At 62.6% G+C, this 11925-nt stretch carries 15 protein-coding genes and 2 pseudogenes; 7 read left to right on the top strand and 10 right to left on the bottom strand.

All coding sequences use genetic code 11. From position 1 onward, the window contains the following. Positions 1 to 70: 70 nt before the first annotated feature. The 4 genes from FJ960_RS15830 to FJ960_RS15845 are packed head-to-tail and all read right to left on the bottom strand — an operon-like array spanning position 71 to position 2628. The gene (locus tag FJ960_RS15830; protein WP_140715157.1) at positions 71 to 592 is read right to left on the bottom strand and encodes a CoA-binding protein; all 522 of its coding nucleotides are present in this window, start codon (positions 590 to 592) and stop codon (positions 71 to 73) included. Next, entirely contained in the window at positions 589 to 1371 is a 783-nt protein-coding gene (locus FJ960_RS15835) for an AAA family ATPase (RefSeq protein WP_140715159.1), read from the bottom strand. The genes FJ960_RS15830 and FJ960_RS15835 overlap by 4 nt, the downstream gene beginning before the upstream one ends. Continuing rightward, positions 1371 to 1793 carry a VOC family protein gene (locus tag FJ960_RS15840; protein WP_027143619.1) on the bottom strand — a complete coding sequence of 141 codons (423 nt, stop codon included), beginning with the start codon at positions 1791 to 1793 and terminating at the stop codon, positions 1371 to 1373. Before FJ960_RS15840 ends, FJ960_RS15835 begins: the two co-directional genes overlap by 1 nt. Positions 1794 to 1803: 10 nt before the next feature. Then, positions 1804 to 2628, bottom strand: a complete 825-nt coding sequence (locus FJ960_RS15845; RefSeq protein WP_140715161.1) for an enoyl-CoA hydratase — start codon at positions 2626 to 2628, stop codon at positions 1804 to 1806. A 165-nt stretch (positions 2629 to 2793) separates the two neighbouring features. On the opposite strand from FJ960_RS15845, the gene FJ960_RS15850 reads away from it, so the two are divergent. From FJ960_RS15850 to rpsI, 3 genes are all read left to right on the top strand, one after another. Next, a complete protein-coding gene (locus FJ960_RS15850; RefSeq protein WP_140715163.1) occupies positions 2794 to 3258 on the top strand; it encodes a PaaI family thioesterase in 465 nt (154 codons plus the stop codon). Positions 3259 to 3473: 215 nt separating this feature from the next. Then, positions 3474 to 3938: a 50S ribosomal protein L13 gene (gene rplM / locus FJ960_RS15855; RefSeq protein ID WP_010915638.1), complete on the top strand. Its 465-nt coding sequence runs from the start codon at positions 3474 to 3476 to the stop codon at positions 3936 to 3938. Between the two features lies 1 nt (position 3939). Then, positions 3940 to 4422, top strand: coding sequence for a 30S ribosomal protein S9 (gene rpsI / locus FJ960_RS15860; RefSeq protein WP_010915637.1), 483 nt, complete (start codon positions 3940 to 3942; stop codon positions 4420 to 4422). 156 nt (positions 4423 to 4578) lie between these two features. On the opposite strand, the gene FJ960_RS15865 is transcribed toward rpsI, so the two are convergent. The 3 genes and pseudogenes from FJ960_RS15865 to FJ960_RS29890 all read right to left on the bottom strand — a co-directional run. Then, positions 4579 to 5637, bottom strand: a complete 1059-nt coding sequence (locus tag FJ960_RS15865) for a glycerophosphodiester phosphodiesterase family protein (protein WP_140715165.1) — start codon at positions 5635 to 5637, stop codon at positions 4579 to 4581. Between the two features lie 196 nt (positions 5638 to 5833). Then, positions 5834 to 6568, bottom strand: a complete 735-nt coding sequence (locus tag FJ960_RS29885; RefSeq protein ID WP_246672849.1) for an acyltransferase — start codon at positions 6566 to 6568, stop codon at positions 5834 to 5836. Between the two features lie 23 nt (positions 6569 to 6591). Next, positions 6592 to 7188: pseudogene (locus FJ960_RS29890) on the bottom strand (acyltransferase); the annotation flags it as partial. On the opposite strand from FJ960_RS29890, the gene speB reads away from it, so the two are divergent. From speB to FJ960_RS15885, 3 genes are read left to right on the top strand one after another with little or no spacing between them, the layout of a single operon-like run. Further along, a complete protein-coding gene (gene speB / locus FJ960_RS15875) occupies positions 7165 to 8172 on the top strand; it encodes an agmatinase (RefSeq protein WP_027143614.1) in 1008 nt (335 codons plus the stop codon). The pseudogene FJ960_RS29890 and the gene speB overlap by 24 nt on opposite strands. Positions 8173 to 8202: 30 nt before the next feature. Next, positions 8203 to 9129 (top strand): N-acetyl-gamma-glutamyl-phosphate reductase, encoded by a 927-nt coding sequence (gene argC, locus FJ960_RS15880; RefSeq protein ID WP_140715167.1) that lies wholly within the window; start codon positions 8203 to 8205, stop codon positions 9127 to 9129. Then, on the top strand, positions 9126 to 9968 hold the full coding sequence (locus tag FJ960_RS15885; RefSeq protein WP_210243286.1) for an aminoglycoside phosphotransferase family protein: 843 nt from the start codon (positions 9126 to 9128) through the stop codon (positions 9966 to 9968). The genes argC and FJ960_RS15885 overlap by 4 nt, the downstream gene beginning before the upstream one ends. 129 nt (positions 9969 to 10097) lie before the next feature. Here FJ960_RS15885 and FJ960_RS15890 read toward each other — a convergent pair whose 3' ends face one another. Continuing rightward, positions 10098 to 11189: a COX15/CtaA family protein gene (locus FJ960_RS15890; RefSeq protein WP_140715171.1), complete on the bottom strand. Its 1092-nt coding sequence runs from the start codon at positions 11187 to 11189 to the stop codon at positions 10098 to 10100. Positions 11190 to 11341: 152 nt separating this feature from the next. Between FJ960_RS15890 and FJ960_RS15895 the strand changes: the two genes are divergently transcribed. Next, positions 11342 to 11557, top strand: a complete 216-nt coding sequence (locus FJ960_RS15895) for a DUF2842 domain-containing protein (protein ID WP_027143610.1) — start codon at positions 11342 to 11344, stop codon at positions 11555 to 11557. 23 nt (positions 11558 to 11580) lie between these two features. Here FJ960_RS15895 and FJ960_RS15900 read toward each other — a convergent pair whose 3' ends face one another. Together FJ960_RS15900 and FJ960_RS30280 are read right to left on the bottom strand one after the other, a co-directional pair. Beyond that, positions 11581 to 11781, bottom strand: coding sequence for a hypothetical protein (locus tag FJ960_RS15900; protein WP_246672842.1), 201 nt, complete (start codon positions 11779 to 11781; stop codon positions 11581 to 11583). A 53-nt stretch (positions 11782 to 11834) separates the two neighbouring features. Continuing rightward, positions 11835 to 11924, bottom strand: a pseudogene (locus tag FJ960_RS30280) (GntR family transcriptional regulator); the annotation flags it as partial. Position 11925: the final 1 nt, after the last annotated feature.

Below are 11925 nucleotides of genomic sequence, written 5' to 3' on the forward strand. Positions count from 1 at the left end.
GCTTCCCGAAAAAATTTTGCGCACCGGCAGTTGACTGGAATCTTTTGCGAAAAAGCGATCCCGTATCACGTCACTTCTGGCGGACGCCAAAACTCTGGAAGCCCTGGCGCATAAGCGGCTTTTTCGACGACAGGACGCCGGAATTGACGCCGGTCCAGCCGATCTCACCGGAGAGCTTGCCATATTCGATCTTGGGGCAGCGGTTCATCACCACCTTGATGCCGGCGGCTTCGGCGCGGGCGGCTGCCTCGTCATGGCGCACGCCAAGCTGCATCCAGATGACTTTCGGCAAGGGATCGAGCGCCAGCACCTCGTCGACGATAGCGGGAACCGCGGCTGCATTGCGGAAGACATCGACCATGTCGATCGGCTCCGGGATGTCGGCCAGCCTGGCATAGGTCATCCGGCCGAGGATTTCCTTGCCGGCCTGGCCGGGATTGATCGGGAACACCGAAAACCCCTTGGCCAGCAGATATTTCAGCACGAAATAGCTCGGCCTGACATCATTGGCCGACGCGCCGACCATGGCGACGGTCTTCACCGCATTGAGGATGCCGCCGATATAGGTGTTGTCGTAGCTATCGTGGTTCATGCCTCGTCCTCATACAACGCCTCAGCGAGAAAACCACCCGGGTCATTGCTGAAATCGCGCAGCATGCGGAAGTGGTCGGTATCACGAAAGTCAGAGGGCTCCAGCCCGAAGCGGCTGATGCGGAACAGTTGCGCGCCGGGACAGGCCATCAGCAGCGGCGAATGGGTCGCCATGATCACTTGCGCTGTGCCCGACTGGTCCATGCGCCGAAGCATCTTCAGCAATTCGATCTGGCGCGTCGGTGAAAGCGCGCTTTCGGGCTCGTCGAGAATATAGATGCCTTGCCTGCGGCAGCGCTCCTCGAAGAAGCGGATGAAGCCTTCGCCATGCGACCAGGACAGGAAATCCGGCGGCGGCGGCTTGAACGGGTCCTCCAGCGCCGCCTGATCGAGATAGCGAGCCACGGAGTAAAAGGATTCAGCACGAAAGAACCAGCCGGCGGTGACTTTTGGCAACCAGTGGCCACGGAATGTGTTCGCCAGTGCGGCGCCACTCTTGTCGATGGCACTGGCATGGTCGACCGGTCGGTAGCCCTTGCCGCCGCCGGCCTCGTCATAGCCGGCCAGCGCGCCGATCGCCTCGAGCAGCGTGGATTTACCGGTGCCGTTCTCGCCGACGATGATGGTGATGGGCGTGGCGAATTCGAGCTCGAACCCGTGGCCGCGAAACAGCGGCAGGTTCCAAGGGTATTTCTCCCAGTCCGTCACGCGCTCCGGGTCGAGCAGAATGCGCTTGAGATACGGTGCCTTGAGCCGTGTCAGCTGCTTGCGATAAGCCATCAATCAGGCAGCGAAATCGTGCCGTCTTCCGCGATCGGGAAGGCCGGATTGTGCGCCACTTCCCAAACATGCCCGTCTGCATCGGCGAAGTACCCATACCAGCCTCCCCAGAAGGCACGGCCGGCCGGCTTGACGATACGCCCGCCGGCCTTCTCGGCCATGGCGAGCACCTCGTCGACTTCGGCGTCCGAGCGGGTGTTGTAGGCGAGATAGACGGCCGAGGGCGCCTGGGCGAAGGTGATGCCCGAATCCTCCTCGGCACTGGCGCGCGGGAACAGACCGAGGATGGCGCCGCCCATCTGGAAAAAGGCGACACCGTCGGTGATGCCCGCGTGGCGCCTCAGACCCATAGCCTCGTAGAAACGCACGGCGAGATCCAAATTATCGGTGGCGATGGTGATGATGGAGATGCGCGGTTCCATAATCCTCGTCCTATTCGTCCGTCCACTCCGGCTTGCGTTTGCCGATGAAAGCACCAATGCCCTCTTCCGCGTCCCGCGCGAGCATGTTCTCGACCATGACGCGGCCGGTATAGGCATAGGCATCCGCCAAGCCCATCTCGGCCTGGGCGTAAAAAGCTTCCTTGCCGGTCTTCACCACCAAGGAGGATTTGGAAGCAATGGTTTGGGCGTATTTGGTGACAATCTGATTCAGGTACTCGCGCGGCACGACGCGGTTGACGAGGCCGAATTGCTTCGCCGTTGCGGCGTCGATCGTCTCGCCGGTCAAGAGCATCTCCATCGCCTGCTTGCGCGAGACGTTGCGCGATAGCGCCACCATCGGCGTCGAACAGAACAGGCCGATGTTGACGCCCGGCGTGCAGAAGGTCGCCTCGTGCGAGGCGATCGCAAGGTCGCAACTGGCGACCAGTTGCAGGCCGGCGGCTGTCGCCAGGCCGTCGACCTCGGCGATGACAGGCAGGGGATGGCGCACGATGGTCTGCATCAGCGTCGCGCAAGCGGCAAACGTCTCTTCGAAGAAGGCCTTGCCGCGATCGGCGTCGGCGCGCCGCGCGGTCATTTCCTTGAGGTCGTGGCCGGCGCAGAACACCTTGCCGGCCGCCGACAGCACGATGACGCGAACGGCTTTGTCGGCCTTGGCGCGGTCGAGTTCCGCCGTCAGCGCCGCCATCACAGCCAGCGACAAGGCGTTGGCGGGCGGATTGGCGAGCGTCAGGCGCAGCACGCCCTTATCCAGCCTCGCCGTGACCGGGCCCTCGTCGGCGGCAGCAGGCTTGATAGCAAGGATTTCGGCCATGGATGAGGTCTCGCGATTCCGTTCGTGCTGGCACAGTATCTAATATCGGATCAGCTTTCGTCCAACACCCATTGCTTGCGCCAGGACCGCTTGCGCCGGGATGAAGGTGTTGCCAGAAATGCCGCGCTGCGTTCATACAAGCCTGGCACAAAACGAGAGGCCGACATGCCCGCCCAGAACAATCTCAAGCCCGTGCTGAGCGCAGCGCAAGTCAATGTGCTGATGGAGACCGTCTATCCTCAACTCAACGAACAGTTCAAATATTACGAGGCGATCGACGTGTTCCCAGGCGGCTGCATTGTGCGGCTCAACGCTGGCGAGCGGCACCTGCGTGCTGGCGGAACTGTATCCGGTCCGTCGCTGTTCACGCTGGCCGACATTGGCGGATATGTCTGTGTGCTTTCCCACGCCGGGCCGGACGCGCTTTCTGTTACCGTCAACCTCGACATCAACTTCGTCCGCAAGGCCGAGGCCGGGCCGATCGATGGTCATTGCCGCATCCTGAAGCTGGGAAAGAGCCTGATGGTGTTCGACATCGACATCGTCGCCGGCCCGGATGGACACACGATCGCGCATGCCACGGGGACCTATTCGATCCCGCCGCAGCGCGCCACAGATGTGGTAAAATAATACCTTTCGACCAACACATTGTTTCTACAGCATTTTCTGCGCCGTAAGACTTTCCCACTGCCTTGACGCAACCACTGCCCTCGCCTATAAGCCCTCACGAAGCAGCGGCCCGCGAAGGCCGCCGTTTTGTTTATTGGCTGGGGACAAACGTCTTTCGCCAATCCAAGCAACAAGAAACGCCTTCCCCGTGAAGGTCAAAACCGAGAGCAGAAAACATGACAACCTTTTCGCAGAAGCCTGCGGATGTGGTGAAGAAGTGGATCCTGATCGACGCCGAGGGTCTCGTCGTCGGCCGTCTTGCCACTGTCATCGCCAATCATCTTCGCGGCAAGCACAAGCCGACCTTCACCCCGCATGTCGACGACGGCGACAATGTCATCGTCATCAATGCCGACAAGGTGGTGTTCACCGGCAAGAAGTTCACCGACAAGGTCTATTACTGGCACACCGGCCACCCCGGCGGCATCAAGGAGCGCACCGCGCGCCAGCTGCTCGAGGGCCGTTTCCCCGAGCGTGTCGTCGAGAAGGCCGTTGAGCGCATGGTTCCGCGTGGTCCGCTCGGCCGTCGCCAGATGAAGAACCTGCGCGTTTATGCAGGCGCGGAACATCCGCATGTCGCCCAGCAGCCAGAAGTCCTCGACGTGGCCAAGCTGAATTCCAAGAACAAGAAGGTCGCATAAGATGGCTGAGCTTTCCTCGCTCGCAGAACTGGGCGCCGCCACCGGCAACACGAACACGCAGGCCGCGGCTCCCGTCCACGTCCAGAAGCTCGACAAGTCGGGCCGCGCCTATGCCACCGGCAAGCGCAAGAACGCCATCGCGCGCGTCTGGGTGAAGCCGGGTTCCGGCAAGATCGTCGTCAATGACAAGGAATTCGCGACCTATTTCGCGCGTCCGGTCCTGCAGATGATCCTCAACCAGCCGATCATCGCCTCCAACCGTTCGGGCCAGTACGACATCGTCGCCACCGTCGTCGGCGGCGGCTTGTCCGGCCAGGCCGGTGCCGTGCGTCACGGCATCTCCAAGGCGCTGACCTACTATGAGCCGGCGCTGCGCGCCGTGCTCAAGAAGGGCGGCTTCCTGACCCGCGACAGCCGCGTCGTCGAGCGCAAGAAGTACGGCAAGGCCAAGGCCCGTCGCTCCTTCCAGTTCTCGAAGCGCTAGGCGTTTCGAACTCCGATATCGAAAAAGGCCGCCTCCGGGCGGCCTTTTTGCTTTTGGGCTACAGATTTGATTGATCGACAAATTGTGGGACAGCGCCCCTCCGACTGCCGGGCAACTCTCACGAGAGAGGGAGAGCGGCAGCTTCAGCCGCCACTCCTAATTGATGCTGGCTGTATGCGCCGGTTCTGTCGGCCGCTTCTCGCCGGCATAAGGCACGCGACAACCATTCGCAGCCAGCCAGCCGATCGCTGCTTTCGGTTCGTCGGTCTGGATGATGGTGGCGCCGCGGTCGGCCCAGAAGCCCCAGGCTTCGCGCGGCAGGCTGGCCTGGACCGCCAGTTCATCACCACGGCCGCCAGCGAGGAAGCCGCCCGGTTTGTTGACGATGGCGTAGGTGTCGGCCCAGATATGCCAGTCGCCCCTCACCGCCTCGGCGCGCATGCGGGTGCTGAACAGCGACCCGCCGGTTTCGGTCAACGTCTCGGCGCCCGCCCGCCAGTTGATCAGCTCGATCGCGCGCGGCGCGAAAGCATGGTCGACCGTCGAGGCGAAGCCGGCATCATGCACCGCGTCATCGGCGATGATCGGCATGAACTGGAAGCCATCGCCTGCCGCGGCCATGGCGGCCCTCACCGTGGTGATCCTGTCCTGGTTCCACAGGTTTTCCTTGACGATGACTTGTTCGGCCATGCCGAGATCCCGAGCCACCGCGATCATGCCCGGGAGGTCGCCGACTTCGAGCTTGTTGTCGAGATTGATGAGGATCCTGTCCCTTGTCGTCATCAGCATCTCGCGCAACGTCGAGACGGTCTCGTTGGTGACGGCATGGGTGCCCTCGATCACCAACCGGCATCTCTTCAGTTCGGCCAGCGTGTAGTTGAGGACCTCGCCCTTGCAGGTGGTCGTGCGGTCCAGCCAGCTGTCATGCATGACGATGAACTCGCCGTCCTTCGAGCGCCGGATATCGACCTCGACAATTTCGGCGCCGATCGCGATCGAGCCTTCCACGGCGGCAAGCGAGTTTTCCGCATAGAGCGTCTTGCCGGCCTGCATGCTGCCGGCGCGATGGGCAGCCACCATGACATGGTCGCGCCACTGGTTGGCATGTTCGAAGCGGTCGAGAATCTGCCTGGCGCGAGTTTCGCCGGCCAAGGCCTGACCGGAGGCGGCCGCCAGCGCGGTGGAAAGCAGAAGGCTCAGCCAGATCGTCCGCATCGAGAATCGCTCCTTGCCGGATCGAGCCGGGATAGGCGACGTCAGTGACATCCAGGTGAACGAAGCCGGCTAAAGCGCGTCGCGTCGAAACGGATTCAGGCGACGCTTTGGATGTTTGTCTTTACGCATGTCGTCTTCCCCAAAACCGAAAGTCACCTTTGGGCGACATGCTGTAGCGGTTGGCCGGCGATGTGGGTCAGATGCGCTTCGACAGCCGGCGGAACCAAGCCATTGCAGGCATTTCGACCAGGCGCCATGTGACCCACGACACGGCGATGGTGGCGGCGAGCATGACGACGATCGCCACAGTCCCTGTCCATCCGGCGCCAAAGCCGGTCGCGGGCTCGCCACGCAGTACTATGTCGCTAATCAAGCCGAGGCCGAGTTTGCGCTCGACGAGCCCGGCGACATTGATCAGGCGCGCCTGGACGAAGATGTGGACCATGTAGATCGAATAGGACAGCGCGCCGAGCGTCAGCATGAACGGCGTCCTGAGCAACGCGCTGATCCAGCCGCCTTCATGGGCGAAGAGAAACAGCGCCAGGGCGAACACCAGGGGCGCGGCAATGCCGGCGTCGTTGTCGCCCGCCAGCGAGACAAAGAGAACGATAACGGCCACCATGACGATTTCGGCAAGAGTCCAGCTCATCCGCGGGCCGTTTGCGAGCAAAACCTGTCGCGCCCCTGCAATGGAATCATGCTGAAACCAGGCCAACAGGGCGCCGGGCGAGAAGCCGTAGAGGCAGCGGATGAAGCCGAAATCATAGGACACATCCATATGATGCGTGGAGAAGCCGAGCAGGAACAGCGGCGCGGTGACGACGGCGGCGACAAACCATATCCAGGCGCGTGCGCCGGCGACAAAGACCACGCCGGCAAACAGGAGACGGGCAAAAACCCGGCCGAAATGCTCCAGCTTGGCGCGTTCCACGTCAACCGATCCTCGAAGCCGACACCTTGCAGCAAAAGGAGATTGGCAGCCAAGCTCTTGAGGTCGAAGCCGCAGGTGAAGGGAGCTGCCCCCGTGCCATGCAATTGCGGCAGCACCAGCCGCAACAGCTCGAAGGCGGCAAAGGCGGCAAGCATGACCAGATGCAGCGGGTAGATGCGGCCGAACCGGACCAGCGCAAAGCGGATAACCTCTCCCGGCCGGCCCAGCCGATTGGCATAGCTCGAGGCCATGACAAAGCCGGAAAGGACAAAGAAGAAATCGACGAAAAGATAGGACGAACCGACAAAGCCGCTCTGCGAGATCGCCGAGGCGGTCGGGAAATGAAACAGCGTCACCAACAACGCGCAGATGCCGCGCCACGAATCGAGAACCTGGAAGCGATCGCCGGCGATCGTACCGGCGTGGGTCGACACCACGGCATCCGACGGATTAAGAAACGCGGTCTGCGTCATGATGATACAAATCCTGTCTTGCCGTGGCACCCGGGCGGCACGGTTTCGTCTCCCCAAGCTGTGACTGGCATCTTCCATGCCGGTTTTGTAGTTGTTGCACCCCGATGAAAACGAGGACCAGTAATGGCGACCAAGAACATCGACCATGCCTTCACCACCCGCTCCAAAACGGGTGGCGCCCTTGAGCCGACCTATTCTGGCGCGCTGTCTTTCATGCGGCGCAAATACACCAAGGACGTGAGGGGCGCGGATGCGGTGGTGTGGGGCATTCCCTTCGACGCCGCCGTCACCAACCGGCCGGGCGCCCGGTTCGGGCCGCAGGCGATCCGCCGCGCCTCGGCGATCCTCGATAACGACCCGCAATACCCGTTTTCACGCGATCTGTTCGAGCACCTCGCCGTGGTCGATTATGGCGACTGCCTGCTCGACTCGGGAAACCATCAGAAGACGCCCGGCACGATCGAGCGCGAGGCGGCCAAGATCCTGAAATCCGGCGCCTTCCTGCTGACGCTCGGCGGCGACCATTTCGTCACCTGGCCGCTGCTCAAGGCGCACGCCGCCATCCACGGGCCGCTCGCCTTGGTGCAGTTCGACGCCCACCAGGACACATGGCCCGATGACGGCAAGCGCATCGATCATGGGTCCTTCGTCGGCCGCGCGGTCAAGGAAGGCATCATCGATCCCGACCGCTCGATCCAGATCGGCATCCGCACCCATGCGCCCGACACGTTCGGCATCAAGATCCTGCACGGTCATGAAATCGAGGAAATGCGCGCCTCCGACATCGCCTATGCCATCGTTGATCGCACCGGGGGCAGGAAGACCTATCTGACCTTCGACATCGACTGCCTCGATCCGGCCTATGCGCCGGGAACCGGCACACCGGTTTCGGGGGGGCCGTCGTCAGCGAAGATCCTGTCGACGCTGCGTCAGCTCAACCAGGTCGATATTGTCGGTGCCGATGTCGTGGAGGTTGCGCCGGCCTATGATCACGCCGATATAACGGCGATCGCCGGTTCGATGGTGGCCATGCAGTATCTCGGCCTGCTGGCGGAACGAAAGGCCCGGCTCGATGAGTTGAACAGCGGCGACCACAATGGCGCCGCGGTCAATCATGGCAACGGCATATAGTTTTGAAAAATCAGGGAATTTGATCAGGCAATGAAACCGAAAATCTTCATCGACGGCGAGCACGGCACCACCGGCCTCCAGATCCGGGCGCTGCTTGCCGAGCGCGGCGATCTGGAGATCATTTCCATTCCGGTCGAGCGCCGCAAGGAAACGGCCGCGCGCGCCGAATTCCTCAACGCCGCCGATATCGCGATCCTGTGCTTGCCCGACGATGCGGCCAAGGAAAGCGTCTCGCTGATCGCCAACGACACCACCAAGGTCATCGATGCGTCGACGGCGCATCGCGTGGCCGAAGGCTGGGAATATGGCTTCGCCGAATTGGACAAGGAGCAGGCGAAGAAGATCGCCACGGCCAAGCGCGTCGCCAATCCCGGCTGCTGGCCGCAGGGGCCGATCGCGACACTCAGGCCATTGGTCACGGCAGGCCTGCTGCCGGCCAATTTCCCGATCTCGGTCAACGGCATTACGGGTTATTCGGGCGGCGGGCGTCCGATGATCGAGGACTACGTCGCCAAGGGCGAGGACGCCTCGGAGTTCCTGCCCTATGGCCTGACCCTGCAGCACAAGCACGTGCCGGAATTGAAGGCCTATGCGAAGCTGTCGCACGATCCGATCATGCAGCCGGCGGTGGGCAATTTCGCGCAAGGCATGATCACGGTTGTGCCGTTGCAACTCGGTGGCCTCGACCGCGTACCGACGGGTGCCGAACTTCACGCCGCCATTGCGGACCATTTCGCCGCGATCAAGGGCGGTGTGGTCGAGGTGGCGCCCTATGCGCATCTGGAGCGCGTGCCTGACATCGATCCGGAGGTCTACAACGGCACCAACCGCATGAAGGTCTATGTCTTTGCCAACGACAGCAGAGCTCAGGCGCTGCTGCTGGCGGTCTACGACAATCTCGGCAAGGGTGCTTCCGGTGCAGCCGTCCAGAACATGGACCTGATGCTCGGTCTGTGATGAACGCGCCGGCCTTTCCACCGCGCTGGAAAGTCAGCGAACCCGAACTCATTGCCGAGACCTTTTCGAGCCGCATCTGGAAGGTGCGGCTTGAGGACAGCTCACCAGCCATTGTGAAGGCACTGAAGCCGTTCGACGACGTTGCCGACGAGTTGCGCGGCGAGCATTTCCTTGCCTGGCGGCGCGGCGAAGGCGCGGTGCGGCTTCTCGGCCGTGACGGGCATTCCATGCTGCTCGAATATGGCGGGGACACACTTCTGTCGCAGGTTCTCGTCAAACAAGGCGACAATGCAGCGACCGCCATCGCGGCGGATGTGATGGCGAAATTGTTTTCGCCATCTGATCACCCCTACCCGTCCGAGCTTCAGCCGCTCAGGGAGCGGTTCGCCAGCCTCTTCAAGAAAGCCGCAACCGATCGTGGCATCGGTGGTGACAGCCTCTATGTCGAGGCCGGCGCCATCGCGGAACGACTGCTGGCCAATCCGCATGACATCAGGCCGCTGCATGGCGATCTGCATCACGAAAACATCCTGCGGGGACCGCGCGGCTGGCTGGTGATCGATCCGAAGGGCGTGCTCGGTGATCCCGGTTTCGACGCCGCCAACATGTTCTACAATCCGCTCGACCGCGATGCACTTTGCCTCGCCCCGGAGCGGATCGCGCATATGGCCGAGGTCTTTTCCCGGACGCTGGGACAATCACCGGCGGCAATACTGGACCATGCCATCGCCTATGGTTGTCTGTCCGCGTCCTGGCATCATGAGGACGACAATGCGGTCGAGGAGAACCGCGAACTGTCGATTGCCGCGGCGATCCGGGCAGTGCGGGCGCGTTTCTGATCCCGGGGAAGAGCCGAAGCGAGCGTTTGTTGACCATGATCGGTTACGGACCTGTCCTGGCTCCTCACCAAGGATTTGTCATGCTCAGGGCGACGCAGTCGAATGAATTCTGGATGTGACTGGCCGCACTCAGCGTCCGACGGCAACCTCGTTGGGCAAGGGATAAGCGCCCTTGGTGCCGCGCCAATGCGCGGCGGCAAAGCCCAGCACGACGAGCGCAAAGGCCTGATGGGTCAGGGCCATATGCAGGGGCACCTGCATCAACAGCGTACCGATACCGATCGAAGCCTGGACCAGCACCAGAACAAACAACAGTGTCGCGCGTCGCGCATGCGTTGAGCCGGGCAGCCGCCGACGCGTGGCGATCATGTGCCAGAGCGCGACGGCAAAGACCGTATAGGCACCCAGCCGGTGAAAGAACTGCACCGTTTTCGGGTTCTCGAAGAAGTTGCGCCACGCCGGCTCGAGGACGAGCAGATCGCCTGGAATGATCCTGCCGTCCATCAGCGGCCACGTGTTGTAGCTCATGCCGGCGTCGAGACCGGCGACCAGGCCGCCGAGATAAATCTGGATCAGCGCCAGAAGCACGATGAAGCCGGCCAGACGCTGCGTCGAGCGATCGGCCGCGGGCTCGGAATGCGGCGCCAGGCCACGCGCGACGACCATGGTCGCGGTGAAGATCAGTGCCGCCAGCGTGAGATGCGTCGCCAGCCTGTACTGGCTCACCGACACCCGGTCGACAAGGCCGGAGGCCACCATCCACCAGCCGATGGCCCCCTGCAGCCCGCCGAGAAACAGAATGCCGACCAGTTTCGGCCCAAGGCCGCGCTCGATACGGCGCGCCGCCCAGAAGACCAGCAGCGGCAGGGCGAAGACCAGGCCGACGCTGCGCGCCAGCAGGCGATGTGCCCATTCCCACCAGAAGATCGACTTGAACGCTTCGACGGTCATGCCCTTGTTGAGCTCGGTATATTGCGGGATCTGCTGATAGCGCTGGAATTCCTCCTGCCACTCGGCGCCGTTGAGCGGCGGGATGACGCCATGGATCGGCTGCCATTCGGTGATCGACAGGCCGGATTCAGTCAACCGCGTGGCGCCGCCAACCAGCACCAGCGCGAACAGCACCAGGAGCACGACGTACAGCCAGCCGCGTACGAGTGCCCGGTTATAGAGGTCGCGGTCGCGGGCCTGATAGGGCGCGGCGGCAGTGATGGCGGCCATGGATATATCCCGGCAGTTTGAATGTCGCGGATTGGTGAACCATCGCACTCCTGCTGGCAAGACCGCGCAGCGCGGCACGCCGTCGCGCCCGGTGTCGCGGGTTGCGCGTGCCTCGCGTTCGGCCTAAGCGATAGCCATCAACGAGGCCAGCCATGCCCATTCGACTGAAAAAACTGATCGGAATGTTCCTGCTATTGGCGCTGGTCATCATCTACGCACTGGTCGCCTCGATCTTCGCGGTCGCCCGCCTGTCGGAATCGGGCGCGCTGGTGCAATTCCTGTTCTTCCTGCTCAGCGGCCTGCTCTGGGTGCTGCCGGCGATGGGCATCATCAAGTGGCTGATGCTGGAGCCAAGGGCCAAGCGCTGAGCCCTGCCCGGTCAGGCGGCACGTCAGACAGTGACGAGCACCTTGCCGGCATTGGCGAGCGGCGTCGTCACGCCCGACAGCATGGTGCGTATGCGGGCCAGGCTCTGGTAGCGGCCATTGACCGAAATGTAGCAAGGCCTGCAGGAAGCCGGCATGTTCGGCGCGCAGCACGCCATGGCGGTGGTCACGGCGGAGGCATAGCCGGGGTTGCGCGCAAAGCACACTTCGCGGCAGCCAGACAGGCGGCCCCCTTTCCATCGACCACGAACACTAGCCGTCAGAATTTGAGAGCCTCGCGGAGTGCTGGGCCTGCCCTGACGCGCAGATCGAGATCAGCCTCGATGTGGTCGATGTGGTGCAACATCAGA

The organism is Mesorhizobium sp. B2-3-11 (assembly GCF_006442215.1).
Lineage (GTDB): Bacteria > Pseudomonadota > Alphaproteobacteria > Rhizobiales > Rhizobiaceae > Mesorhizobium > Mesorhizobium salmacidum.